Source organism: Nonomuraea sp. NPDC005650, assembly GCF_040605375.1.
Taxonomy (GTDB): domain Bacteria; phylum Actinomycetota; class Actinomycetes; order Streptosporangiales; family Streptosporangiaceae; genus Nonomuraea.
In genome coordinates this window covers 83597-107356 of record NZ_JBEXCR010000004.1, presented here as the reverse complement: position 1 = coordinate 107356, position 23760 = coordinate 83597, and the positions used below count along the sequence as shown (strand labels likewise).

Sequence of the window (23760 nt, the reverse complement as noted above, 5' to 3'; positions counted from 1 at the left end):
CGGCGGTGATCGAGGCCGGCTACGCGACGCGTGACCGGCGATCGTTCACCCAGGGGGAAAGTTACGGATGCGTTTGCGGATTCAGCAAGTTGCGAACGTCGTTTTCGCAGGTCAGAGCGGAGCAGTTGGCGCAACGACGATGTCGGCAAATGCAACAATCTCTGTCGGCCTGTCGCACTCAGGTGTGCCCGGAAGCCATACTTGCCCGTGACGACGACGTGCCGGGAGGGCGCATGCCAGGAGGCCACCTCACGTACGACGAGCGCCGCAGGATCTCGGAGGGGCTGGCGGGAGGGCTCTCCTACGCGGAGATCGCCCGGCGCCTGGGGCGGCCGAGGTCGACCGTCGGCCGCGAGATCGCGCGCAACGGCGGCCCGCACGGCTACCACGCGGGCCGGGCGCAGCAGGCGACCGGCTGGCGCGCCCGCCGCCGGCCCGCCGCACCGGCGAGCACGTCGGCCGATGGGGACGCCGGCCGGCGTGACCCCGAGGCGGTGCGGGAGTTCGAGGAGAGGCTCACCGCGAGGTTCGGGGGTGTGCCGACGATGGCGGCCAGGGTGATGGCCTGCCTGTTCACCAGCGACACCGGCAACCTGACCGTCGCCGAGCTGACCGAGCGGCTGCGGGTCAGCCCCGCGTCGATCTCCAAGGGCGTGGGCTGGCTGGAGCAGGTGGGGCTCGTCAGGCGCGAGCGCGACAACCGGCGCGAGCGGTACATCATCGACGCCGAGGTCTGGTACCGGGCGTGGCAGGTGGGCACCCGGTCGATGACGATGTGGACCGAGACGGTCCGGGACGGGGTCGACATCCTCGGCGCCGACACCCCGGCCGGGCGGCGGCTCGCGACCGCTAGCCGGTTCTTCGAGCTCATCAGCTCGGACATGGCTCAGGCCGCCGAGCACTACCGCCAGACCTTCGCCGGCACCGGAGAACTCCCGCGCTGACCACCGCGACCCTCCAGGCGCGCCGGGTCCGCAACGCCCCGACCGTCCAAACGCCCGCGGCTTCCGGGCCGTCCAAGGGCGGGTCCGTGGCACCCGGACCGTCTGAGGGCGGCGGGTCCGCGACGCTCGGGGTGTTCGAGGGCGGATCCGTTGCCGCGAAGGGGGCGGGCCGATGCCGCGGGGCTCCAGGCGCGGGCAAGGCTCAGACCGCCGCGCGCCCGCCGTCCACCGAGAGGGTGGCTCCGTGGACGTTGGCCGCGTCGTCCCCCGCCAGGAACACCACCGCCTTGGCCACCTCCTCCGGAGTGCTGGGCCTGCGCGAGGGGATGGTCGCGATCATCGGCGCCAGGAAGTCCGCCATCGCGGCGACCTTGTCGGTGAACGTGGGGCCCGGCGCCACGGTGTTGACCCGCACGCCGGAGGGGCCGTACTCGTCCGCCCACGACTTGGTCAGCGAGTGGACGGCGGCCTTCGTGGTGCTGTAGAGCGCGGAACCGCTCGTCCCGAACAACCCGGAGATGGAGCCGAGGTTGATGATCGCGCCGCTGCCGCGGGCCGCCATGGCGGGGGCGATCAGGCCGGTGAGGAGGAAGGCGGCCTTGACGTTGACGGCCAGGGCCTGATCGATGAGAGCCTCCTCCACCTCGGCCGTCGGGGCGGGGTGGATCAGCAGCGCCGCGTTGTTGACCAGGATGTCCAGCGGGCCGCCGGCCAGCCGGTGCGCGACGTCGGCGAGCTCGCGGACGGCGGGCAGCCCGCCGGCGAGGTCGGCGCGGACGAACCAAGCCTGCCCGCCCTGCTCGGCGATGGACGCGACGACCTTCTCGCCCCGGGCGGTGTCCCGGCCGCTGACGATGACGTGGGCGCCCTCGGCGGCGAGCGCGCGGGCGATGGCCGCGCCGATGCCGTCGGTGGAGCCCGTGACCAGGGCGGTGCGCCCCTGAAGACGTGCGGACACGATGACTCTCCCTTGCGAAGGTGTGGATTCGCGACCCAGGATGCCGAGGCTAAAATGGACTAGCAAGTCCAATCCGGGAGGTCACCATGCCCACGCTGACCCGCAAGGGGGCCGCGACGCGGCAGCGCATTCTCGAGGGCGCCGCCGCGCACATCCGCGAGTACGGCGTGGCCGACACGGCCCTCGACGACGTGCTGGCCAGGACCGCCACGAGCAAGAGCCAGCTCTTCCACTACTTCCCGGGCGGGCGCGAGGAGCTGCTGCTGGCGGTGGCCCGCTTCGAGGCCGGCCGCGTGCTGGACAACCAGCAGCCGGCGCTCGGCGAGCTGACCTCGTGGCCCGCCTGGCAGCGGTGGCGCGACACGGTCGTCGACCATTACCGGAGCCAGGGCCGTCTGTGCCCGCTCAACTCGGTCACCTCGCAGCTGGGCAACCGCACGCCCGCCGCCCAGGCCGTGGTCGCCGAGCTGGTGCGCCGCTGGCAGGCCGAGATCGCCGCCGGGGTACGGCACATGCAGGACGCCGGCGAGGTCGACCCGGGCCTCGACCCCGAGCGCGCGGCGGCCGCCCTGCTCGCCGGCATCCAGGGCGGGGTCCTGATCCAGATGTCCACCGGCGAGGTCACCCACCTGGAGGCCGCCCTGGACCTGGGCATCGCCCACCTCCGCGCCAGCCGCCCGTAACCGGACGGGGCTGAGACGCGCCGCCCACCGAGGGAGCGCCGACGGCCTCCTCGCGCAAACGGCCCACCCTGTGAAGGGGCCGCCGCACGACGGGGCCGCCTATCGGCAGTGGTCGGGCGGGGCGCTCAAGGACGCGAGCCTCCGTCAGATCAGCAGGAGGGTCTTGCCCAGGGCGGTGCGGTATTCGATCGCGGCGTGCGCGTCGGCGGCGCGCTCCAAGGGGAAGGTCTGCCCGATGACCGGCCGGACGAGCCCCGCCGCCGCCTGCGCCATCATCTGCTCCGCCCACCGCACCACGTGCGGCCCGAACCCGAAGAGCTGCTCGATGCCGATCACTTCCACCCCCTTGTGACGCGCCTGCTCGGGGTCGATGGCCGTCACCTCGCCGCTGGAGGCGCCGTGCACCGAGAACCGGCCGCCACGGGCCGTCGCCTCGAACGCGGCCCGCCCGATCTCCCCGCCGACCCCGTCGAACACCACGTCCGGCCCCGCGCCGCCGGTCGCCTCCAGCACCCGCTCGGTCCAGGCCGGTTCGGAGTAGTCGACCACGGCCTCGGCACCCAGCTCCCGGGCCAGGTCGAGCTTGCGCGATCCGCGGGCGGCCCCGACGACCCGCGCGCCCGCCGTACGGGCCAGTTGCACCAGCAGGCTGCCGACGCCGCCGGCCGCCGCCTCGACCAGCACCCACTCGCCGGGACGGATCTTGGCCCCCTCGGCCAGCCCCTGCGCGGTGCTGCCGTCGCTGTGCAGGGCGACGGCCTCCGGCAGCTCCAGCTCGCCCGGCACCGGGAACAGCTCCTCGACCGCGGCCACGGCCCGCTCGGCGAAACCGCCGGTCTCCCCCGTCCCGGCGATGACCCGCCGGTCCACCCACGCCGGATCCACCCCCGCTCCGACCGAGCTCACCCGCCCGGCCACCAGGCCACCCGGCACGTACGGCAGCTCGGGCCTGGCATGCCACCGGTCGGCGCCGCGCCGGATCTGCGTCTCGACGAACGTCATCCCCGCGACCGCCACATCGACCACGACCTGCCCGGGCCCGGCGCCTCCCCTGGCACCAGCACCTCAGGCGCACCGAACTCGATCACCCGAACCACGCGCATTACCGCTCGCTCCTGCCTTCTTACCGACCTGACCTCCATAGGGTGCAACCTCAATCGAAGTTGAGGTCAACCGGCGGGCCGGGCGAAAGCCGCCCGGCCCGCCGAAGCGATCAGACGGCGAAGACCTGGGAGTCGTCGGCGAACGCCTTGAACTCCAGCGCGTTCCCCGCGGGGTCGAGCAGGAACATCGTCCACTGCTCCCCCGCCTGCCCCTCGAAACGGACATAGGGCTCGATGACGAACTCGACGTCCGCCGCGCGCAGCCGGTCGGCGAGCCGGTGGAACTCGGAGATCGTCAGGATCAGGCCGAAGTGCGGCACGGGGACGTCATGGCCGTCGACCGGGTTGTGGATCCGCCGCGCACGGGCCGGCGCCAGATGCGTCACGAACTGGTGGCCGCGCAGGCTCCAGTCCACCCAGGTGTCCGAGCTGCGGCCCTGCTCAAGGCCCAGCACCTCGCCGTAGAAGCGGCGCGCGGCGGCCAGGTCGTCGACCGGCACGGCCAGGTGGAAGCGCGGGATCGGGGAGTCGAGAACGGTCATGAGGGGGACCTTCCTTCCTGACGATTCAATGTACGAATGTTAACATTACGACAAGGAGTCGCTCCATGAGCACCCATGAGAGGCTGGAGCCATGAGCGAACAGGGCAGGGTCGCCCCGGCCCGCCGGCGGGGCCTCGCCGACGAGGTCGCGGACCGCATCCGCGAGGCCATCTTCGCCGGGACCTACGCTCCCGGAGCTCAGCTGCGGGAGGTGGAGCTGTCCGGCGCGCTGGACGTCAGCCGCGGCCCGGTGCGCGAGGCGTTACTCCGGCTGGAGCGCGAGGGCCTGGTCCGCAGCGCGTGGCACCGCGGCGCCACCGTCACCACGCTCTCCGCCGCCGACGTCACCGAGCTCGACACCCTGCGCGCCGCGCTGGAACAGCTCGCCGTCCGCCAGGTGGTGGCGCACGCCTCGGACGACGACATCGCCGCCGTCGAGCAGGCGGCCGCGCGCATGGAGCGGGTCGAGGACGAGCACGACATGGTGCGCTGCGACATCGCCTTCCACGACGCCGTCTACGCCGCCGCCCGGCACCGGCGCCTGGAGGAGGCCTGGCAGGCCATCCGCTCCCAGGTCCACCTGTTCCTGCTGACCCGGATCGGCCTCGACTCCGCGGACTACCTGTCCCACATCCCCGAGGAGCACCGGGGGCTGGCCGCCGCCCTGCGCGCCCGTGACGCCGAGCGCGCCCTGGAGCTGTTCGCCGCCCACCGGCTGCACGCCTTCGACGTGCTCACCAGCCCGAACCCCACCCCCTGACCGCGTACGCCGATCGTGAGGAGATCAGCGATGACCCAGCAGCCCGCCTACCGCCGCACCCCCTTGACGCCGGAGGAGGACGCCCGCGCCGAGGCGAACTTCGCCTCCTTGGTCGCCGAGAACCTCGCCACCCACGGGAGGTTCAGGGTGAGCGCCGACACGCCGGAGATGGTGGACCTGTTCCAGCGGGTCGCCCGCAGGGTCGGTGACCTGCTCCAGCGGCCGGTGGTCAGCTACGCCAACGGCCGGTACATCGTGATCACCTTCGCCCAGGAGACCGCGGCCCCCGGCCTCACCGGCTGATCGGACAGTCACGCCGGGCAGGACGGTTCTCCTAGCGGGACGGGACGAGCCGGGCGACCGCGTCGCCGACGGGCGTGTCGCCGGCGGTGAGCTCGACGATCACGCGGTTCAGTGCCGGCTCGCGCAGGGCGGCGGCGATGAACGCGGCGACGTCGTCGCGGTGGACGTCGCCATACTCCACGGCGGGCCCCGCGGTGACGCGACCGGTGCCGGGCTCGTCGCGGAGCGTCCCCGGGCGGACGATGAGCCAGTCGAGGCCGGTACGGGTCAGATACACGTCGGCGGTCTTCTTGACCTTGATGTAGTGCTCGAAGCCCGCACCGGCGCCGCCGGCACGCAGGGCGTCCGGGAACACCGACACGAGCACGAAACGTGACACCCCGGCGCGGGCGGCGGCGTCGGCGGCCTTCTCCAGCCCCTTGCCGTCGATCAGGGTGGTCTTGTCCAGGCCGGTGCCGTGCGCCCCGGCCGAGAACACCACGGCGTCGTGCCCGGCGAGCTTCTCCGCCAGCGCCTCCACCGGGTCGTGGATCAGGTCCCCGGCCACCGGCGTCGCGCCCGACGCCCGTACGGTCTCGGCCTGGGCGGGATCGCGGTACATGCCGGTCACCTCGTCACCGCGGTCGGCGAGCAGGCGGGCAAGCCGGCGCCCGACACCTCCGGCGGCACCGATCTGGAACACCTTCACGCGGATCACCCTCCATGCTGAAATTCGCCTGAATGTTAACATTAGGACATCAAGGAGGACGGCGTGGCCCTCGACCCACGGCCCGAGCCGGACAACCAACGGTTGGACATCAGCCAGGCCAGAGCGTGATCGAACAACCGATCCCCCACGAGCGACAACGATCGGTTGTGCGCACCTAGGGTGGGGCCGGTGGACACCGAGGCATTGCGATCGTTCGTCCGGGCCGCCGAGCTCGGGCAGTTGCAGCATGCGGCCGACGAGTTGGGGGTGACGCAGCAGGCAGTCTCCAAGCGGATCGCCGCCCTGGAGCGCGAGCTGGAGGTCCGCCTGTTCACCCGTACCCCCCGAGGGGTTGAGCTGACGCTCGACGGTCAGGCGTTTCTCCCCCACGCGCGGGGCATCGTCACGGGTGTCGACCGCGCCGTCACCGCGGTCAGGCCGGGCTTCCGGGCCCTTCGGATCGACGTTCTCGGCCTGCGAAGCGCGCAGGCCGTTGTCCTGCACGACTATTGGCGGGCGCATCCCGAGACCGACCTCGACGTGGTGACCCTCAGGGTCAACGACCCGCGCGTGGCGGTCGCCGCCGTCCGGGCGGGCGATGTCGACGCCTCGTTCCGGTCCGTCACCGACCCGGCCACGCTGCCGCCCGACGTGCACATGATCCACGCGTTCGACTCCCCGCTGGAGCTTCTCGTCGGCCCGAGACATCCGCTCGCCTCCGCGCGGAGACTGACGCCGCCGCAGCTGCGTAAACACCGGATCTGGATGCCGGGCATCGCGCCCCGAAGCGAATGGGCGGAGTTCTACGACCAGCTCGCCACCGACTTCGACCTGCGCATCGACGCGGCAGGCCCGCACTTCGGAGACGAAGTGCTCCTGGACACCCTCGCGGACTCCGCGAACGTGGCCACCCTCATCGGGGCACGCGACCGCTACATCTGGCCGACGCACTACGACCTGCGCCGCATCCCCGTCGTCAATCCGACCCTCGCGTACCCGCTCTCGCTCATCCTCCCCAGAACGAATCCGCACCCAGGACTCCGTGGATTCATCACCCACCTCGCAAGCCTGCCCAGGCTCCCTGAGCCGGTCTGGCTCCCGTCCTGGGCGCCGGCGCCACACCGTGAGGGCGTCGGCTGAGGCCCGGGGACCGTCAGCGGGTGGACTCGCGGACCCTCAGCTCGAAGGGCGCGGTGTACTCGCCGGCCGGTCGTGACGGGTCCTGGATGCGGGCGGTCACCAGCTCGACCGCCTTCGCGGCCATCCACCGGTGGTCGGGGGCCACGGTGGACAACGAGGGCACCATGTACGCCGCCTCGGGGATGTCGTCGTACCCGACGAGGCGGACGTCGTCAGGGACCCGCAGGCCGCGGTCGGCGAGACCGCGGAAGACTCCCTGGGCGACGGTGTCGGTCACCGCGACCACGCCGTCGACCTCGTGACCGGAGTCAACCAGGCGGTGGGCCGCCTCGCGGCCCGACTCCAGCGTCATCGCGCTGACGGCGAACAGCAGCGCCGGATCGGCGTCGAGTCCCCGTTCCGCGAGCCCGGCGAGATAGCCCTGGTGGCGGCGCGTGACCACGTTCACGCCGTCGAGGGAGTCGCCGGTGACCATCGCGATCCGGCGGCATCCGCGGTCGATCAGATGCGTGGTCGCCGCCTTCGCGCCCTCCTCGTTGGGCATGGCGACATGGTCGAACCGCGCGGCGAAGTCCCGCTCGCCGAGCATCACGATCGGGTGGTCGCCGCTCAGCAGTGAGTCCTGGGGGTCGATCCCGACCGCGCTGAGGATCAGCCCGTCGAAGTGCAGCGCGTACGAATGGGAGATCGCGTCGATCTCCCCGGCCGCCGCCGCGCCGGTCTGCTCGATCGCGACGTGGAAGCCGTGCTCCCGCGCGCAGTCGATCACGTGGGCGGCGAGCTGGCCGAAGTAGGGCCGGTCGATCTCGGGGACGGCCAGCCCGATGACGCCGGTCCGCCCGGACCTGAGGGTCCGGGCGGAGACGTTGACGCGGTAGCCCGACTGGCGGATCGCTTCGAGCACGCGGCGGCGGACCTCGTCGCTGACCCCGGCGCGGTCGTTGATGACGTTGGAGACCGTCATCTTCGACACCCCGGACAGCTTGGCGACGTCGCCCATGGTGACCATGCCGCTCCTCAGGTCCTGCCCTTTCGGCCGGATCCGATCCGGCCGCTTCCGACTTGTGGCGGCCGCTCGTTCGAGCTTACTGCGGCCCACGAAGGCACCGGTTATGCGACGTCGACCTCCACGGTGACGAAGGAGTGGGCGGGCAGGTGCACCCGCAGACCCGTACCGGTGACCGTGACCTGATCGTGGGAGCGGGGGGCGACGGCGGCCGGCGCGTCGGGGGTGTTGTGGGTCTGCAGCGACCCGGCGGTGAGGATCCGCGAGCGGACCTCGCCGACGCGGCCCCCGCGCAGGTCCAGCTCGACGTCGGACGCGTCGGCCGCGTCCAGGTTGGACAGGGAGACGAGCACCTTGTCGTCCTTGCGGCTCGCCGACAGCGAGACGGTCGCCAGCGTGTCCGGCCCGACCTCGCGGGAGGGCAGGTCCGACAGGAGGTCGACCCGCAGCGACGCGGCGTCCTGGTGTCCCTTGTTCATCTCGAACACGTGGTACGTGGGCGTGAGCACGAGCGCCCCCGAGTCGGGGTCGGTCAGGATCATGGCCTGGAGCACGTTCACGGTCTGGGCGATGTTGGCCATCACGAGCCGGTCGGCGTGGCGGTGGAAGATGTCGAAGTGCAGGCTCGCGACCAGCGCGTCCCGGAGCGTGTTCTGCTGGTAGAGGAAGCCGGGGTTGGTGCCCGGCTCGACGTTCCACCAGGTGCCCCACTCGTCCATGATCAGGCCGACGGTCTTGTGCGGGTCGTAGCAGTCCATCACGTTGGAGTGGCCGGTGAGGAGCTCGTCGGTGTGGGCGGCCTTGACCATGGTCAGGTAGTACTCGTCGTCGTCGAACACCGTGGCGGCCCCCTTGTCCTGCCAGGTGCCCGCGACCGTGTAGTAGTGCAGCGACAGGGCCTGGAAGAACCCGGCGGGCCGGCGCGCACAGCCGAGGTGGCCGAGCGCCTTCATGAGCGTCTCGGTCCAGGTGTAGTCGTCGGAGTTCGCGCCGGCGGCGATGCGGTACAGCTTGTTGTCGCCATGGTCGCGGCAGAACGTGGCGTACCGGCGCGCCTCGTCGGCGTAGTGCTGGGCGGTCATGTTGCCGCCGCAGCCCCAGGCCTCGTTGCCGAGGCCCCAGAAGCGCACCTGCCAGGGCTCGTCGCGGCCGTTGGCCTTGCGCAGGCGGACCATCGGGGAGTCGCCGTCGCGGGTGAGGTACTCGACCCAGTCGCTCATCTCCTTGACCGTGCCGGAGCCCACGTTGCCGTTGATGTACGGCTCGGCGCCGAGCAGCTCGCACAGGGCCATGAACTCGTGGGTGCCGAAGTGGTTGTTCTCCTCGACGTTGCCCCAGTGGGTGTTCACCATCGCCGGGCGCTGCTCTTTGGGGCCGATGCCGTCCATCCAGTGGTACTCGTCGGCGAAGCAGCCTCCGGGCCAGCGGAGGTTCGGGATGTTCAAGGCACGCAGCGCTTCGACGACGTCCAGCCGGATCCCGCCGGCGTTCGGGAGGTCGCTGTCCTCGCCGACGTAGAACCCGCCGTAGATGCACCGGCCCAGGTGCTCGGCGAAGTGGCCGTACACGTGCTTGTTGATCACGGGGCCCTTGACGTCCACATTGATGACGGCGGACACGGCAGCGTCGCTCATGGATCACACCTTTTCTCGATAAACAACGGCGGCTACTTTATCGATAAAGTAGGGCCTGTCAAGAGGTCTCGGGGTCGCTGGGAAAGTTCCCCTTTCTTGCCCTGTTGGCTCGGGAATTCTCGCCCGCCCGCCCATATGCGGCCGGCCGCGCGATCCGTACGGTGAGGCCATGTGCGATCTGAACGGCACGGAGACACGTGAGATCATCGCGTCACTCAGCGAGGTGACCGGCCTGTCCGGCCAGGTCACCACGCACATCGACGACATCGGGAAGACGTCGTACATGGATCACGAGAGCCTGGCCGCGCTCCTCGCCACGCTGCGCGACCGCGCCGAGGCGGCCAGGGAGTGGGTGGCCGCCAAACCTCAGCAGCACGCGGGCCACTGACCCGGCACCGACCGGCCCCGGCGGAGCTGCCGGGGCCGTCGGCGAACCGTTTACTGCGCGGGTGAGGCCACGGCGATGTGCGGGCGGCCGGTTATGGGATGCGGGCTGATGTGCGCGCGCACGCCGAAGACCTCCTCGATGAACGCCGGGGTCAGCACCTCCAGGGGCGGGCCGTGCCCGGCGACCCGGCCGTCGCGCAGGACGACGACCTGGTCGGCGTAGGCGGCGGCCTGGTCGAGGTCGTGCAGGGCGGCCAGCAGGGTCAGGCCGAGGGAGCGGATCAGGTCCAGCAGCAGGAGCTGGGAGCCGACGTCCAGATGGTTGGTGGGTTCGTCGAGCACCAGCAGCGGCGCCTCCTGGGCCAGCGCGCGGGCGAGCAGGACGCGTTGCCGCTCCCCGCCCGACAGGGTCGTCATCAACCGGTCGGCCGCCCAGGCCATGCCGACCCGTTCCAGCGCGGTGGCGACCGCCGCCCGGTCGGCGGCGTTCTCCCGGTCGAGCAGCCGCCGGTGGCTGTGCCGGCCGGTGGCGACGACGTCGGCGGCGGACAGCCCGTCGGCGACCTGACTGTGCTGCGGCAGCACGGCGCGGTGGCGGGCGGCCTGGCGGGGCCGCATCCGCCACAGGTCCTGCCCGTCGAGCCGGACCACGCCGCCGGACGGGCGCAGCGACCGGTAGACGGTCCGCAGCAGGGTGGACTTGCCGCTGCCGTTCGGGCCTATGAGGGCGACGAACTCGCCCGGCCCGGCGGACAGCCGGACGTCGCTGACGATGGGGCGGGCGTCGATGCAGGCGCTCACGCCGGCCAGGTCAAGTCGCATCGATGCCTCCACTCGATCGGCGGCGCAGCAGCCACAGGAAGAACGGCACGCCGAGCCCCGTGGTGAAGACGCCCACCGGCAGCTCGTCGGGCCGGTCGGCGACGCGGGCCGCCAGGTCCACCAGCACCAGGAACAGCGCCCCGGCCAGCAGCGACACGGGCAGCACCCGGCGGTGGTCGGCCCCGACGACGAACCTGGCCATGTGCGGGATCATCAGCCCGATGAAGCCGATGCCGCCGACCACGCTGACCACGGTGGCCGTCAGCAGCGAGCCGGCCACGAGCAGCCCGATCCGCAGCGCGGCCACCGGCACGCCGACGGCGATGGCCGCCTCCTCGCCGGCCAGCAGCGCGTTGAGCGCGCGGGCCTGCAGGAACAGCCAGGCCAGGCAGCAGGCGATGATCAGGGCGGGCACGCCCAGGTCGGCCCAGGAGGCGCCCGCGACGCTGCCCATGAGCCAGAACATCATGCCCTGCAGCTCGGTCGGGTTGAGCTGGAGCTGCACGAACGTGGTCGCCGCCGTGCAGAGATAGCCGACCGCGACCCCGGTCAGCACCAGCCAGGAGTCCAGCAGCCGCCCGGCGCGCTGGGCCAGCACGTACACCAGCAGCGCCGAGCCCATGGCCGCGACGAAGGCGGCGCCGGTGACGCCGAGCGTCCCGGCGAGCGCGGCGCTGCCCAGCGCGGGGACCAGCACGGCTCCGAGGGAGGCGGCCGAGGAGACGCCGAGCACGTACGGGTCGGCCAGCGGGTTGCGCACCAGGGACTGCAGCGCGACCCCGGCCACCGACAGGCCGGCCCCGGCGAGCGCGGCCAGCAGCACCCGTGGGGTGCGCAGGTCCCAGACGACCTGGCTGAGCAGCGGGTCCGCCTGGGCGCCGCGCCCGGTCAGGTGCGCCCAGAGCACGCCCCAGACCTGGCCGAGGGGAAGGGTGACCGAGCCGGCGGAGATGCCGGCGGCCAGGGCCGCGACCAGCGCGACGGCCAGGGCGGCCAGCAGCAGCCCGGTGGCGGGCCCGGAGACCAGGTGCGGCCGGTGGGGACGTACCGGTGCGCGGGTCAGGGTGTCAGTCACCGGGGTGGACCACCTTGGAGAGCTGCTCCACGGCCCAGGCGTTGAGCGGGCCGAGATACACCCCGTCGGAGACCACCGCGTACGTCCTGGACTTGGACGCGGCCCAGTGCGGGTAGGCGGCGAACAGCTTGGCCGCCTCCTCCTCCGGCTTCTCGTCCGGCGTGAACCGCCCGACCACGAGCACGTCCACCTGGGCCGTGGCGAGCTGCTCGGTGTTGAGGGTGCGGGTCATGTCCGAGGTCTGGCCGGAGAAGGCGTTGACGCCGCCGGCCGCCTTGATCACGTCGTCGTAGATGCCGCCGGTCATCACGGCGGGCAGCCCGTTGGCGTTCATCATGGCCATGCCGGGATAGGCGATGAGGACCTTCCTGGCGGGCCGGCCCGCGACCCGCGCCCGTACGGCCTCGACGCGGGCGCGCAGCTTGCCGATCAGGTCGAGGGCGCGGTCCTGGACGTCGAAGACGCGCCCCAGCAGGGCGATGAACTCCAGCGAGGAGTTGATCGACTGGTTGCGGTAGGCGACCTTCTCCGCCTCGGTGGCCTCGGGCTTGCCCATCGCGCAGTTGACCGGGTTGACCAGCGAGGTGATCCCGGCGGCGGCGAGCTGCTCACGGGTGGCGAAGCCCTTCTTGGCGTCGAACCCGCCGGACCAGGTGGACACCACCAGGTCCGGCTTGAGCTTGAGCACCTGCTCGGCGGGGACGTCGAAGTTCTTGTTCGCCGTCACCCCGCCGGTCGGCAGCGCCTTGATCTTCTCGATCATCGAGGGGTCGTCGGAGACGCCGTAGCTCTGGGCGTTGGCCAGGACGCTCTTGTCCAGGCCGAGCATGATGAAGCTCTCCACCTCGGCCACGCTGGTGCCGTTGAGGATCAGCACGCGCTGCGGCGGGCGCTGGAAGGTGACGCGCATGCCGCAGTTGTCGAAGGCCAGGGGATAGCCGGACGCGGTGGGAGCGGCGGCAGTGGGGGCGGCGCCGCTTTCCGAGCCGCTGAGGTCGCCGCAGCCGGCCGCGGTCAGGGTGAGCAGCGCGCACAGCGCGGCGGCCAGGGGGCGGCGGGCATGACAAAGGTTCATCGATGATGCTCTTTCGAGGTCGAGTCTGAAGGCACGCGAGACGGGCGCGGGTCGCAGCGGCGACCGGCGCGTCGCGGGAACGCGTGACCGCCCCGGCGGCTCTACGGCACGCCCGGTGTCACGTTCGTTCGGAAACAGCCAAGGATCAGGCGGTTCTTACGCGCGCTCCAGGAGGTGCCCGCCCCACCAGGGCATGTCGCAGGAAAGCGCGAATAGGCGGGGTCTCGTCCTCACCCGCGTACGCGATCGCCCTCGGCCCGGTGGCCGTGCACCCGGCCACCGTGAAAACCAGGACCAGCAGCGGGCGCAGCACCCGTCCGGCCACCTGCCGGACCAGGGCGCACAGGCCCGACTCGACCCACCGCAGCCACGCGGAGGTCACCAGCACGCCCAGCGCGTGCATGACCAGCATCCCGAACGTCGTGGAGCCCCCGTGATGCAGCTGCGCCGCGCCCGGAACGGCCCCGAGGGAGGCCATCGCGTGGTGGGCGGCCCCCTGGCTCAGCAGCACATGCAGGATGACCTGCGACAGGGCCGTCGCGGGCAGGATGGCGCCCAGGGTGCGCTCACGGCCGGTCAAGGCCAGCGCGGCCGGCAGCAGGAGCACGAAGCCGCCCAGTGTGGACACCGGGTCGAAGAAGCCCCCGCCGGCCAGGTGCCCGAGCATGGCCAGTGTGGCGCACGTGGCGGCGAAACTCGCCGCGCGCACCCACCGCACCACCGACAACGGACCCATCGCGGACAGATCTTCGCACACCGCTGCCGCCGTCTTCAGATCAGGAGTCTCTCGCCGCCGCCGGATCAGGAGGCCAGCTTGTATCCCGCCTCGACGATCGCCGCGCGCACCTGCGACTCCTGGAGCAGCGGGCCGCCGCTCACGGTGACCCGGCCGCCCAGCACGTCCACCTCCACCCGTTCGACGCCCCGCAGTGGCAGGACCTGTGCCCGGATGGTCGAGGCACTGCAGCCACAGCTCATTCCCGTAACCGCAACGGACATGGTCATCGGCGCGACCCTTTCCCGTAAACCGCCAGGCGCGCTAACGGCTCGCCTTTAGGGGGGGATACGCGGTTTCCCGCCCCCCGGTTCAAGCGACTGATGATTTTTTTGGATCCATATTTTTTCGTTCACGAATTCTCGATCACGTGGCACTATGACCGGGTGCATATCGGTCAGCCCTTCCTGCGCGCAATGCGGGCCGCGGTCTTCGCGGCGGTGTGCGTGCTGGTCTCGGCTGCCCTGCACGGGCTGGTCGGCGGCGATCCGGTGCACCTGGGCACGTTGCTCGGCGCGCTCGCGCTGACCTGGGCGGGCGCGTTCCTGGTCGGCGGCCGCCAGCGCGGCATGGAGGTGCTGCTCGCGGCCTGCTTCGCCGCCCAGTACGGCATGCACCACCTGTTCAGCGCGGGTGCGGCCGCGCCGCCGCCGCCTCATGAGCACGTCACGGGCGTGGGCATGTTCCTGGTGCACGCCGTGACGGCGGTCCTTTCCGCGTGGTGGCTGGCGCGGGGCGAGTCCGCGCTCGCCGTGCTGCTCCATCTCGCCGTCGCCTCCATCGGCCGCTGGTGGAGCGTGCTGTCGCTCCTGACGGGCGGTCCGGTCGAGGCGAGCCCGTCCGGCAGCCGGCCCGCGGCGCGCGACGGCCACGACGCCTTCCTTCAGCGCCTGTTCGCGGCGGCGATCTTCCGGCGGGGCCCGCCGGCGCGTTTCTCCCTCGTCTGACACCCCTTCGGGCCGCTGCCGGCCCGTGTTCCGCCACGCCCGGAAAGCGGCACGGCGGACCCTCTTTCGAGAGCACTGAGTGGAGAAACGCCTGATGACCTCTACCGCCGACGTCCACACCAGCCCTGCCCCCGCGCCGTCCCGCGAGCGCTCGGCCTGGGCCGCGCTGCGCCCGCTGGTGCTGCGGCTGCACTTCTACGCGGGCGTCCTCATCGCCCCCTTCCTGCTCGTCGCCGCGTGCACCGGCCTGCTGTACGCCGCCTCGTACCAGATCGAGCAGGTCGTCTACCAGCACGAACTCACCGCTCCCGCCGGTAAGACGAGCCTGCGCCTCAGCGCGCAGGTCGCGGCGGCGCGAGCGGCACACCCCCAAGGCACCGTCACCGCGGTACGGCCCGGCGCCGAGCCGGGCCAGACCACCCGCGTGCTGATCGACCGGCCAGGACTCCCCGAGAGCACCCAGCTGGCCGTGTTCGTCGATCCCCACACCGGCCAGGTGCGCGGCGCGCTGGAGAGCTACGGCAGCTCGGGAGCGCTGCCCGTACGCGCCTGGATCTCCACCCTCCACCGCCAGCTCCACCTGGGCGAGCCCGGCCGGATCTACAGCGAGCTGGCCGCCAGCTGGCTGTGGGTGGTCGCGCTCGGCGGCCTGATCCTCTGGGTCGCCCGGCGCCGCCGCGCCCGGCGCCACCTGCTCGTGCCCGACCGCGCCGCCAACGCGGCGCGCCGCAGGCTGTCCTGGCACGGCTCGGTCGGCGTGTGGGCGGTGCTCGGCCTGCTGTTCCTGTCCGCCACCGGCCTGACCTGGTCGAAGTACGCCGGAGCCAACGTCGACGAGCTGCGCGCCGCGCTGAACTGGACCACGCCGTCGATCGACATCTCGGGCGGCGACCACGCCGCGCACACCGCGACCGGCGCGGGCCACCAAGCGGGCGGGGCCGACGTCGGGGTGGACCGCGTCGCCCAGGCCGCCGCCGGCAAGAGGCTTTCCGGCCCGCTGGAGATCGTCTGGCCCGCCAAGCCCGGCCAGCCCTACCTGGTGAAGGAGATCGACAAGACCGCGCCCACCCGTCTGGACCAGGTCGCCGTCGACGCCGCCAGTGGTCAGGTGACCGCCGAGCTGCGCTTCGCCGACTACTCGCTGGCCGCCAAGCTCGCCCGGTGGGGCATCGACGGGCACATGGGGCTGCTGTTCGGCCTGGCCAACCAGATCCTGCTGGCGGCGCTGGCCATCGGCCTGATCACGCTGATCGTGCTCGGCTACCGCATGTGGTGGCACCGGCGGCCCACCCGCGGCTTCGGCAAGCCGTACCCGCGGGGCGGCTGGCGGCGGGTGCACTGGGCCCTGCTGGTGCCGCTCGGCCTGGTCGCCATCGCCGTCGGGATCTTCCTGCCGCTGATGGGCATCTCGCTGGCCGCGTTCCTGGTGGTCGACGTCCTGCTCGGGCTCCGCGCCCGGCCGGCGTCTCAGCCGTGATCCTCCGTACGTTCGCGCCGGGGCAGGAGCAGCGCGGAGCCGAACATGAAGGCCGCGACGAGGAACAGCCCCGCCCGCGTGCCGAGCGTGCTCGCGACCAGGCCGCCGACGGCGATGAACAACGGCTGCGTGACGTTGGTGGCGAAGATCCAGAGCGTCGACACCCTGGCCAGCAGGTGGTCCGGGGTGCCCAGCTGGCGGTAGGTCGTCATGGTGGAGTTCGCCAGGCCGGAGAAGAACAGCACGCCCGCGAAGCCGAACCCGCAAAGGAGCAGGCCCGCGGTGCCGGGGAAGCCCAGCGGGATGAGCGCGTACCAGGGGCCGCGCCAGAGGCTGACCCACCATAGGCCGCGGACCAGGCCGAATCGCCTGCCCAGTCTCGGCGCGAGCCGCGCGCCGAGGAAGCCGCCGAGCGAAGGCAGGCCCATGAGCAGGCCGTACTGCCAGGGGGTGAACCCCAGGTCGCGCAGGTAGAACAGCGAGCTCAGCGGCGTCGCCATCGCGCTCGCGCCGGCGAAGATCAGCCAGCTCGCGAACATCCGCCGCAGAATCGGATGCCCCCGCACGAAGCTCCACCCGGCGAACAGCTCCTCTCGCCGGGAGGGGCCGGGCTCGCGCGCGGGCGGCGGCGGCTCGGGCGTGCGCAGCGACCGGATCGACCAGGCGCTCACGACGAAGGACACCGCGTCGACCAGCAGCGCGCCGACCGCCGACAGGACGCCGATGAGCGGTCCGGCCAGGGACGGGCCGACCAGCACGCTCAACCAGCGGGTCGACTCCAGCCGGCTGTTGGCGCTCATGAGCCGCTCGGCGGGCACGAGGGCCTTCACATGCGCCTGCGCCGCCCCGGACGCGGCGATCTGGCCGGCGGCGTTGCCCAGGGCGGCGACACAAAGGTGCGCGAATGTCAGCAGGCCGGAGAACGCCGCGACCGGAATGCTGAGCAGCAAAATACATCTGGCGAGATCGGCCCAGATCATGACCGGGCGTTTGGCCCGGAATTCGACATGCCGGCCCATGGGAAATGCGACGAGAACGATGGTGACCGCTTGAATCACCGACAATAAGGCGACCTGAAATGCCGAGGCGTCCAGCACGGTGATGGCGACCACGGGCAGGGCGACCATGCTCACCGCCGAACCCAGCTGGCTCACGGTCGTGCCCGCCCACAGGAGCCGGAAATCTCTTTCGCCGGCGGAGTCTCCGTCGGGCCGGGTCAGCTCTGGATCGCCCTGCAGAATGCCTCCCCTGCCGTACTCCGGAGCGATCATCATCCCCGAAGGCCCCGCGTGCCGCCAACCGTGACGGCACGCGTCCCCGGCGATCAGCCGCGGTCGGCGCCGGGCTTGCGGCGCGTGGCGAAGACGACGGCGGCGCCGCCCGCCAGGACCACCGCCAGCACCGCCCACAGCCATCCGGGCAGCCCCGACGTGTCCTCGGCCCGCGTGGCCGCCGGAGCCACCGGAGCCGCCGGAGCCTCCGAGTCCGCCGAGGCCGCCGGAGCGGAGGCGGGTTGCGGCGCGGGAGAACTCTCCGGGGCAGGCGTTTCCGAAGGGCTGGGCGAGGGGTCCGGGGCGGTGACGGTGAAGGCGATCTCGCCCTGGATCGGGTGGCCGTCGGAGGAGACCACCCGCCAGGCGATCCGGTAGCGACCCTCCGCCAACGTGCCGGTGGGCCGGGTGGAGACCTTGCTGCCCTGAACCCGTGGCTTGTCGAGCGGGACCGGCTTGCCGCCGGGGCCGTCGAGCACGATGGTGGGCAGTTGCATGTGCGAGGTGAATTCGAGCTCGATCGTCTCCAGGCTCTTCACCTTGGCGCGGTCGGCCGGGTTGCTGGCCTTGAGACGGTCGTGGGCCAGGGCGGCGGGCGCGGTCAGGAGCAGTACGAGGACGGCGCCGACGGCCGGGACGAGGGCGCGCCGAACAAAGGTCATGGGGAACTCCGAAGTCATGGGGTCCGGCGGCAGGCCGGAGGAGGTCGTGGCGCCTGGCGCGCCGGATCGGGCGTTCGCGGGCCCGCGGGTCAGCCGCGGGCCGCCGGGACGGCAGGCGGTCCGCGGCGGGGCACGACCACGGCGAGCAGGGCAGGGACGCGCGGGACCGGCTCCCGCCGCACGGGTGCGGGACGGGGACGCTCGACGACCGCGAAGGGCGCCAGGACGGTGATCGCGGCGGCGAGCAGGGCGCGCACGCCTGCCACGCCCACGGCGTTCAGGTGCAGCAGCGTCGCCAGGGCCAGCTCACCACGCGCCAGCCACCAGCTCGAACCCGTCGCCACGGCCAGATGGATCATCGGCATGGCGAGCCCGGGGCCGTGCTCGTGGCCGGAGGAGAAGACGGGTCCCGTCGTGGAGGCGCCGGAGAAGATCTGGTGCAGGCCGTACTGGGACACCGCGCACAGGGCCAGCAACTCCGGCCACGCACGCCGGCGACCGGCCAGCAGGTAGGCGCCGGCCCAGACGACCGGCATCGCCGCCACGAGCCCGCCCGGCCGCATCTCGCCGCCGCCCACCAGCACGTGCAGGGCGGCGGAGGCCAGCACGCAGACGGCCGTGAACACCGCCGCGCGCAGCGCGCGGATCGCGGGGTGACCGACATGCACGCCGCCATGCTGCCAGAGCACACCGCCACCGTCAGGACATTCGGTGCATCGCCCACCAAATGACGATCGTTTTTTGTGCAAACGATCGATAGAATAACTCCGTGACAATGCTCCCGGGTCGCCGCGTGCGTACCGTCCTCGGTGACGTCGAACCGTCCGAACTCGGCCACACACAGCCGCACGAGCACGTGCTGTCCGACATGTCGACCATCGTGCGGCCATGGGGCCTGGAGCCGGTGGCAGGCGACGCGTCGCCGCCGGCGTCCGTCCGGCAGGAGTTCCCCGCGTCGGTCCGCGCCCGGATCGCCGAGCCCGTCCGCCTGGACAACTACGACTGGATCAGGCGCGCGGTCCTGAACCTCGACAACCTGCGGCTGCTGTCCGAGCAGGACGCCACCGACGAGCTGGTCCTCTACCGCATGGCGGGCGGCGGCACGGTGGTGGATTCCACCTCGGTCGGGCTGGGCCGGGACCCGCTCGGGCTCGCCCGCGTCTCGCGTGGCAGCGGCGTGCACATCGTGATGGGCAGCGGCTACTACTGCCGCGACTACCATCCGGCCGGGCTCGCCGACGCGCCGGTCGAAGCCATCTGCGAGGAGATCGTCGCGGACGTGCGGGACGGCGTCGGCGACACCGGCGTACGGGCGGGGCTCATCGGCGAGATCGGGCTGAGCCGGCCTGTGCATCCCGCCGAGGACAAGGTGCTGCGCGCCGCCTGCCGAGCGCAACGGGAGACGGGCGCGCCCCTGCAGATCCACCCCGGACGTCACCCGGAGGCGCCCCTGGCGGCCGTGCGCACGGTCGTCGACGCGGGCGGCGACCCCACCCGGGTGATCATGTCCCATCTCGACCGCACCCTCTGGCGCGCCGAGGACCTGCTGGAGCTCGCCCGTACGGGCTGCTACCTGGAGCTGGACCTGTTCGGGCAGGAGTCCAGCTACTACGCCTTCAACCCCGACGCCCGCCGGCCCAACGACCGCACCCGTGTCGAGTGGCTCCAGCTGCTGATCGAGGCGGGCTTCGCGGACCGGCTGCTGATCGCCCAGGACATCTGCCAGAAGGTGTACCTGCGCCGCTACGGCGGCCCGGGCTACACGCACATCCTGGAGAACGTCGTCCCGCTGATGCGCCGCATGGGCCTGACCGAGGCGGAGATCACGACGCTGACGGTGACGAACCCGGCCACCGCCCTGGCTATGGAATAGTTCAGCAGCATGTCGACGACCAACCAGCCCGGAGGCCAGCGGACCAGCGGTGGCCGGATGAAGGCGAAGTCCTCCCGGCGCGCGCGCTCGGTGCGCACGGAGTTCCAGCTGCTCCGCGCCGCCTGCTGGCTCTTCTCCGAGCGGGGGTTCCACGGCACGGGCATCCGCGACATCGCGGAGACCGCGGGAGTCGCCGTCTCCGGGATGTACTACTACGCCTCCTCCAAGGACGAGATGCTGGAGGCGGTCACCCGCCGCGTCATGGACGTGCTGGTCTCCAGCAGCGAGGAGACGCTGCGCGACATCGACGACCCGGCCGAGCGCCTGGCGGCGCTGATGGCCGTGCACGCCGCCTTCCACGCGCGCAACCCCCGCGCCGCCAAGGTCGCCGACCACGAGTTCCAGGCACTGACCGGCGAGGCCCGCGAGGACATCCTGCGGCTGCGGGACGCCTACGAGGCGGTGTGGGCCGACACGTTGCGGGCCGGCGTGCGCGACGGCGTCTTCCAGGACCGCGGCACCGTCGCGCGCCTGGCGCTGCTGCAGATGGCCACCGGGATCGCGCACTGGTACCGGCCGGACGGCGAACTCGGCATCCCTCAGTTGTGCGAGCGTTTCGCCGACATGGCGCTGTCGCTGATGGGCGCCCAGCGCGAGGGCCGCCTGCTGCGGGTCCAGGACCTCGCCCTGCCCGACCCGGCCCTCCTGCTGGAGCGGGTCGAGCTGGCCATCGAGCCGCGCGAGGAGCCCTCTGCCGACTGAGCCCCGAGCGGGTCCCCGCCTTGACACGCCGAGTTTTTTGAGCGATCGTTCGATCACATTCAGGAGGAGAGACGCCGTGACAGAGCTGGACCGCGCCGCCGGGATCGCCCACCGGCTTTACGGGCTGGAGGGCCGCGTACGGCCGCTCCCCGGGGAGAGCGACCGCAACTTCCGGCTGAGCACGGCCGCCGGAGAGTACGTCGTCAAGCTGCACGCGCCCGGCACCGACCCCGGCGAGCTGGACCTGCAGGACGCGGCGCTGCTGCACCTGGCCGGACGGCCGGATCCGCCGCCCGCCCCACGCGTGGTGCCGGCCGTGGACGGGCGGCGCTCGGTCACCGTCTCCTGGCCGGACGGCCCGCGCATCGCCAGGGTCCTCACCTGGATGGACGGCCGCCCCTGGGCGGAGGTCGAGCCGACCGGGGAGCTGCTGCGCGACCTCGGCCGCCGGGTCGCGGGCGTCGACCTGGCCCTGCGGGACTTCACCCACCCCGCGATGCGGCGCGAGCTGCTGTGGAACCTGACCAGCGCGCCGCGGGTGGCGGAGCTGGCGCCTCTCGTCGACGACGACCTCCGGCCGCTGGTGCGCGAGGTGTTCGACCGCTACGACGAGCACGTCGCCCCGCGTCTTGCCGCGCTCCCCCACCAGGTCGTCCACAACGACGCGAACGAGCTCAACATCCTGGTGGACGGCGGCGGCGTCGCCGGGCTCATCGACTTCGGCGACGTGGTGTGGAGCCCGCGCGTGTGCGGGGCGGCCGTGGCCGGGGCCTACGCGATGCAGGGGCACGACGACCCCCTGCGGGCGGTGCTGCCGCTGGTGAGCGGCTACGACGAGGTGGCCCCGCTGCTCCCGGCCGAGCTGGAGGTGCTGTTCGACCTGATGCGGACCCGGCTGGCGATGAGCAGCTGCCTGTCGGCGTACCAGCACCGCAGGGATCCCGGCAACGACTACCTGCTCGTCAGCCGGCGCGGGGTGGCGCGGGCACTGCGCCTGCTGGCGGGGACGAGCCCCGACCTGGCGCACTTCCTGCTGCGCGACGCGGTCGGGTTCGAGGCCAACCCGTCGGCGCGGGCCGTGCGCCAGTACTTCGAGTCGGGCGCCGCCCGCCCCGCGCCCGTGCTGGAGCCGCACTCCGCCGTCATGGCGACCCGCCACGGCGAGGAGTCGGACCAGGGCGTTCGCCTGGGCTGCGATCTGGACACCGATGAGACGGCCACCGTGCGCTGCCCGCTGCCCGCGGTCGTGCGCGCCGCGGGGCGGGGGCCGTACGTGCTGCTGGAGCACCGGACGGACGGCGGCGTGCCGTTCTGGACGCTCTACCGGCACGTGGAGGCGGGCCCGATCGATCCGGGCGACGAGCTGGCGCCCGGCGATCGGCTGGGAACGGTCGCCGGCTCGCGCCTGCACCTCCGGCTGCTGACCCATCCCGCCGGGGCGGACGTCGGCCTCGCCCCCCACGCCGAGGCCGACCTGTGGACCAGCGTGAGCATCGACCCCAACCTGCTGCTCGGACGGCCGGACGGCGGCGCGGCCCGGCCGCGCAGAGCCGCGCCCGCCCTGCGCGCCCTCCGCCGCACCACCTTCAGCGGCGCGCTGGGCCTGGCCTACCGCGAGCCCCTGCACATCGTCCGCGGCGAGGGCGCCTACCTGTACGACACCTCCGGCCGCCCCTACCTGGACCTGGTCAACAACGTCTGCCACGTGGGCCACGCCCACCCCCGGGTGGTCGAGGCGGCGCACCGGCAGGCGGCCCGGCTCAACACCAACACCCGGTACCTGCACGGGTCCGTCGTCGAGTACGCCCGCCGGCTGGTCGAGCTGCTGCCCGACCCGCTGCGGGTCTGCTTCTTCGTCAACTCCGGCTCCGAGGCCAACGACCTCGCGCTCAGGCTGGCCGCGGCCCACACGGGCGCCGAGGACGTGCTGGTCCTCGACCACGCCTATCACGGCCATCTGACCTCGCAGATCGCGCTGAGCCCGTACAAGTTCGACCGGCGGGGCGGGCGCGGCAGGCCGCGCACCACGCACGTCTGCGAGCTCCCCGACCCCTACCGGGGCCGGCTCAGGGCCGGGCGCGACGACGACCTCGGCAGGCGGTACGCCGCCTCGGTCACGGAGCGGATCGCCGCCCTGGCGGCCCGCGGACGAAGACCCGCGGCCTACTTCGCCGAGTCGCTGCAGAGCTGCGGCGGCCAGATCGTCTACCCGGACGGCTACCTGCGCGCGGCCTTCGAGCAGGTACGCCGCGCGGGCGGGGTCTGCGTCGCCGACGAGGTGCAGGTGGGTCTGGGCCGGGTGGGACGGCACGTCTGGGGCTTCGAGCTCCAGGGCGTCGTGCCGGACGTCGTCACCCTGGGCAAGCCGCTGGGCAACGGCCATCCGCTGGCCGCCGTGGTGACGACCCCGGAGGTGGCGCGCTCCTTCGAGACCGGGATGGAGTACTTCAACACCTTCGGCGGCAATCCGGTGTCCGCCGAGACCGGGCTGGCCGTGCTCGACGTCATCCGCGACGAGCGCCTCCAGGCCCGCGCGCGCGAGCGCGGCGACCGGCTGCTGCGCGGCCTGCGCCGCCTCCAGGAGCGCCATCCCCTGATCGGGGACGTGCGCGGGGAGGGGCTGTTCATCGGCGTGGAGCTGAGCCTGGACGGCCGCGAGCCCGCCACCGCGCGCGCCGCGGCCGTCAAGGAGGCGGTGAAGGCGCGCGGCGTCCTGATCTCCACGGACGGACCGGACGACAACGTCCTCAAGATCAAGCCTCCGCTCGTGCTGACGGAGGCCGACTGTGACCTGTTCCTGGACGTCCTCGATGATGCCTTGATCTCGGCGGATACATCCTTTTAATCCGGATTTCCCCTTGACGTAGGCATTT

Annotated in this window: 25 protein-coding genes; 11 read left to right on the top strand and 14 right to left on the bottom strand. The window is 72.3% G+C overall.

Features of this window, described 5'->3' with window-relative positions; genetic code table 11:
* Positions 1–233: 233 nt before the first annotated feature.
* Positions 234–944 (top strand): helix-turn-helix domain-containing protein, encoded by a 711-nt coding sequence (locus tag ABZS69_RS08425; RefSeq protein ID WP_355368610.1) that lies wholly within the window; start codon positions 234–236, stop codon positions 942–944.
* A gap of 202 nt (positions 945–1146) precedes the next feature.
* Here the strand turns inward: ABZS69_RS08425 and ABZS69_RS08420 are convergent, their stop codons facing one another.
* The gene (locus tag ABZS69_RS08420; protein WP_355368608.1) at positions 1147–1902 is read right to left on the bottom strand and encodes a glucose 1-dehydrogenase; all 756 of its coding nucleotides are present in this window, start codon (positions 1900–1902) and stop codon (positions 1147–1149) included.
* 86 nt (positions 1903–1988) lie between these two features.
* Between ABZS69_RS08420 and ABZS69_RS08415 the strand changes: the two genes are divergently transcribed.
* Positions 1989–2585 carry a TetR/AcrR family transcriptional regulator gene (locus tag ABZS69_RS08415; RefSeq protein ID WP_355368606.1) on the top strand — a complete coding sequence of 199 codons (597 nt, stop codon included), beginning with the start codon at positions 1989–1991 and terminating at the stop codon, positions 2583–2585.
* A gap of 144 nt (positions 2586–2729) precedes the next feature.
* Here the strand turns inward: ABZS69_RS08415 and ABZS69_RS08410 are convergent, their stop codons facing one another.
* Positions 2730–3611 (bottom strand): zinc-binding dehydrogenase, encoded by an 882-nt coding sequence (locus ABZS69_RS08410; protein WP_355368604.1) that lies wholly within the window; start codon positions 3609–3611, stop codon positions 2730–2732.
* A gap of 187 nt (positions 3612–3798) precedes the next feature.
* A complete protein-coding gene (locus tag ABZS69_RS08405; RefSeq protein WP_355368602.1) occupies positions 3799–4230 on the bottom strand; it encodes a VOC family protein in 432 nt (143 codons plus the stop codon).
* Between the two features lie 91 nt (positions 4231–4321).
* Here ABZS69_RS08405 and ABZS69_RS08400 point away from each other — a divergent pair, with 91 nt between their 5' ends.
* Positions 4322–4990, top strand: a complete 669-nt coding sequence (locus ABZS69_RS08400; protein ID WP_355368600.1) for a GntR family transcriptional regulator — start codon at positions 4322–4324, stop codon at positions 4988–4990.
* Between the two features lie 30 nt (positions 4991–5020).
* A complete protein-coding gene (locus ABZS69_RS08395; protein WP_355368598.1) occupies positions 5021–5293 on the top strand; it encodes a hypothetical protein in 273 nt (90 codons plus the stop codon).
* A gap of 31 nt (positions 5294–5324) precedes the next feature.
* On the opposite strand, the gene ABZS69_RS08390 is transcribed toward ABZS69_RS08395, so the two are convergent.
* Positions 5325–5981, bottom strand: coding sequence for an NAD(P)H-binding protein (locus ABZS69_RS08390; RefSeq protein WP_355368596.1), 657 nt, complete (start codon positions 5979–5981; stop codon positions 5325–5327).
* 189 nt (positions 5982–6170) lie between these two features.
* On the opposite strand from ABZS69_RS08390, the gene ABZS69_RS08385 reads away from it, so the two are divergent.
* Complete coding sequence (locus ABZS69_RS08385) at positions 6171–7121, top strand: LysR family transcriptional regulator (RefSeq protein WP_355368594.1); 951 nt, start codon at positions 6171–6173, stop codon at positions 7119–7121.
* Between the two features lie 13 nt (positions 7122–7134).
* Here the strand turns inward: ABZS69_RS08385 and ABZS69_RS08380 are convergent, their stop codons facing one another.
* Both ABZS69_RS08380 and ABZS69_RS08375 read right to left on the bottom strand, forming a co-directional pair.
* Positions 7135–8130 carry a LacI family DNA-binding transcriptional regulator gene (locus tag ABZS69_RS08380; protein ID WP_355368592.1) on the bottom strand — a complete coding sequence of 332 codons (996 nt, stop codon included), beginning with the start codon at positions 8128–8130 and terminating at the stop codon, positions 7135–7137.
* A gap of 101 nt (positions 8131–8231) precedes the next feature.
* A complete protein-coding gene (locus ABZS69_RS08375) occupies positions 8232–9761 on the bottom strand; it encodes an alpha-L-arabinofuranosidase C-terminal domain-containing protein (protein WP_355368590.1) in 1530 nt (509 codons plus the stop codon).
* Between the two features lie 169 nt (positions 9762–9930).
* Here ABZS69_RS08375 and ABZS69_RS08370 point away from each other — a divergent pair, with 169 nt between their 5' ends.
* Entirely contained in the window at positions 9931–10149 is a 219-nt protein-coding gene (locus ABZS69_RS08370; RefSeq protein ID WP_355368588.1) for a hypothetical protein, read from the top strand.
* A gap of 50 nt (positions 10150–10199) precedes the next feature.
* Here the strand turns inward: ABZS69_RS08370 and ABZS69_RS08365 are convergent, their stop codons facing one another.
* The 5 genes from ABZS69_RS08365 to ABZS69_RS08345 all read right to left on the bottom strand — a co-directional run bounded on the left by ABZS69_RS08365 (position 10200) and on the right by ABZS69_RS08345 (position 14125).
* Entirely contained in the window at positions 10200–10970 is a 771-nt protein-coding gene (locus ABZS69_RS08365) for an ABC transporter ATP-binding protein (protein WP_355368586.1), read from the bottom strand.
* A complete protein-coding gene (locus ABZS69_RS08360; protein ID WP_355368584.1) occupies positions 10960–12045 on the bottom strand; it encodes an iron ABC transporter permease in 1086 nt (361 codons plus the stop codon). Before ABZS69_RS08360 ends, ABZS69_RS08365 begins: the two co-directional genes overlap by 11 nt.
* Positions 12038–13120 carry an ABC transporter substrate-binding protein gene (locus ABZS69_RS08355; RefSeq protein WP_355368582.1) on the bottom strand — a complete coding sequence of 361 codons (1083 nt, stop codon included), beginning with the start codon at positions 13118–13120 and terminating at the stop codon, positions 12038–12040. Before ABZS69_RS08355 ends, ABZS69_RS08360 begins: the two co-directional genes overlap by 8 nt.
* Positions 13121–13265: 145 nt before the next feature.
* A complete protein-coding gene (locus ABZS69_RS08350; protein WP_355368580.1) occupies positions 13266–13856 on the bottom strand; it encodes a hypothetical protein in 591 nt (196 codons plus the stop codon).
* Between the two features lie 65 nt (positions 13857–13921).
* Positions 13922–14125 (bottom strand): heavy metal-associated domain-containing protein, encoded by a 204-nt coding sequence (locus tag ABZS69_RS08345; RefSeq protein ID WP_355368578.1) that lies wholly within the window; start codon positions 14123–14125, stop codon positions 13922–13924.
* A 156-nt stretch (positions 14126–14281) separates the two neighbouring features.
* Here ABZS69_RS08345 and ABZS69_RS08340 point away from each other — a divergent pair, with 156 nt between their 5' ends.
* Entirely contained in the window at positions 14282–14842 is a 561-nt protein-coding gene (locus ABZS69_RS08340) for a hypothetical protein (RefSeq protein ID WP_355368576.1), read from the top strand.
* Positions 14843–14936: 94 nt separating this feature from the next.
* Complete coding sequence (locus tag ABZS69_RS08335) at positions 14937–16319, top strand: PepSY-associated TM helix domain-containing protein (protein ID WP_355368574.1); 1383 nt, start codon at positions 14937–14939, stop codon at positions 16317–16319.
* Here the strand turns inward: ABZS69_RS08335 and ABZS69_RS08330 are convergent.
* The 3 genes from ABZS69_RS08330 to ABZS69_RS08320 all read right to left on the bottom strand — a co-directional run bounded on the left by ABZS69_RS08330 (position 16310) and on the right by ABZS69_RS08320 (position 18941).
* The gene (locus ABZS69_RS08330; RefSeq protein WP_355368572.1) at positions 16310–17593 is read right to left on the bottom strand and encodes an MFS transporter; all 1284 of its coding nucleotides are present in this window, start codon (positions 17591–17593) and stop codon (positions 16310–16312) included. The genes ABZS69_RS08335 and ABZS69_RS08330 overlap by 10 nt on opposite strands.
* 50 nt (positions 17594–17643) lie before the next feature.
* Positions 17644–18252, bottom strand: a complete 609-nt coding sequence (locus ABZS69_RS08325; RefSeq protein WP_355368570.1) for a copper resistance CopC family protein — start codon at positions 18250–18252, stop codon at positions 17644–17646.
* Positions 18253–18341: 89 nt separating this feature from the next.
* Entirely contained in the window at positions 18342–18941 is a 600-nt protein-coding gene (locus ABZS69_RS08320; protein ID WP_355368568.1) for a hypothetical protein, read from the bottom strand.
* Between the two features lie 86 nt (positions 18942–19027).
* Here ABZS69_RS08320 and ABZS69_RS08315 point away from each other — a divergent pair, with 86 nt between their 5' ends.
* The 3 genes from ABZS69_RS08315 (at position 19028) to ABZS69_RS08305 (ending at position 23732) form a co-directional block, all read left to right on the top strand.
* Positions 19028–20125, top strand: coding sequence for a hypothetical protein (locus ABZS69_RS08315; protein ID WP_355369119.1), 1098 nt, complete (start codon positions 19028–19030; stop codon positions 20123–20125).
* Positions 20126–20134: 9 nt separating this feature from the next.
* Complete coding sequence (locus ABZS69_RS08310) at positions 20135–20887, top strand: TetR/AcrR family transcriptional regulator (protein ID WP_355368566.1); 753 nt, start codon at positions 20135–20137, stop codon at positions 20885–20887.
* A 76-nt stretch (positions 20888–20963) separates the two neighbouring features.
* Complete coding sequence (locus ABZS69_RS08305; RefSeq protein WP_355368564.1) at positions 20964–23732, top strand: aminotransferase class III-fold pyridoxal phosphate-dependent enzyme; 2769 nt, start codon at positions 20964–20966, stop codon at positions 23730–23732.
* Positions 23733–23760: the final 28 nt, after the last annotated feature.

Excerpts from the sequence above, each read along its gene's own strand:
- ABZS69_RS08365 (WP_355368586.1), bottom strand. The coding sequence starts at position 10,970 with ATGCGACTTGACCTGGCCGGCGTGAGCGCCTGCATCGACGCCCGCCCC.
- ABZS69_RS08310 (WP_355368566.1), top strand. The coding sequence starts at position 20,135 with ATGTCGACGACCAACCAGCCCGGAGGCCAGCGGACCAGCGGTGGCCGG.
- ABZS69_RS08355 (WP_355368582.1), bottom strand. The coding sequence starts at position 13,120 with ATGAACCTTTGTCATGCCCGCCGCCCCCTGGCCGCCGCGCTGTGCGCG.
- ABZS69_RS08345 (WP_355368578.1), bottom strand. The coding sequence starts at position 14,125 with ATGACCATGTCCGTTGCGGTTACGGGAATGAGCTGTGGCTGCAGTGCC.
- ABZS69_RS08380 (WP_355368592.1), bottom strand. The coding sequence starts at position 8,130 with ATGGTCACCATGGGCGACGTCGCCAAGCTGTCCGGGGTGTCGAAGATG.
- ABZS69_RS08335 (WP_355368574.1), top strand. The coding sequence starts at position 14,937 with ATGACCTCTACCGCCGACGTCCACACCAGCCCTGCCCCCGCGCCGTCC.
- ABZS69_RS08400 (WP_355368600.1), top strand. The coding sequence starts at position 4,322 with ATGAGCGAACAGGGCAGGGTCGCCCCGGCCCGCCGGCGGGGCCTCGCC.
- ABZS69_RS08395 (WP_355368598.1), top strand. The coding sequence starts at position 5,021 with ATGACCCAGCAGCCCGCCTACCGCCGCACCCCCTTGACGCCGGAGGAG.
- ABZS69_RS08375 (WP_355368590.1), bottom strand. The coding sequence starts at position 9,761 with ATGAGCGACGCTGCCGTGTCCGCCGTCATCAATGTGGACGTCAAGGGC.
- ABZS69_RS08425 (WP_355368610.1), top strand. The coding sequence starts at position 234 with ATGCCAGGAGGCCACCTCACGTACGACGAGCGCCGCAGGATCTCGGAG.
- ABZS69_RS08350 (WP_355368580.1), bottom strand. The coding sequence starts at position 13,856 with ATGGGTCCGTTGTCGGTGGTGCGGTGGGTGCGCGCGGCGAGTTTCGCC.
- ABZS69_RS08325 (WP_355368570.1), bottom strand. The coding sequence starts at position 18,252 with ATGACCTTTGTTCGGCGCGCCCTCGTCCCGGCCGTCGGCGCCGTCCTC.
- ABZS69_RS08415 (WP_355368606.1), top strand. The coding sequence starts at position 1,989 with ATGCCCACGCTGACCCGCAAGGGGGCCGCGACGCGGCAGCGCATTCTC.
- ABZS69_RS08315 (WP_355369119.1), top strand. The coding sequence starts at position 19,028 with ATGCTCCCGGGTCGCCGCGTGCGTACCGTCCTCGGTGACGTCGAACCG.
- ABZS69_RS08330 (WP_355368572.1), bottom strand. The coding sequence starts at position 17,593 with ATGATGATCGCTCCGGAGTACGGCAGGGGAGGCATTCTGCAGGGCGAT.
- ABZS69_RS08370 (WP_355368588.1), top strand. The coding sequence starts at position 9,931 with ATGTGCGATCTGAACGGCACGGAGACACGTGAGATCATCGCGTCACTC.
- ABZS69_RS08405 (WP_355368602.1), bottom strand. The coding sequence starts at position 4,230 with ATGACCGTTCTCGACTCCCCGATCCCGCGCTTCCACCTGGCCGTGCCG.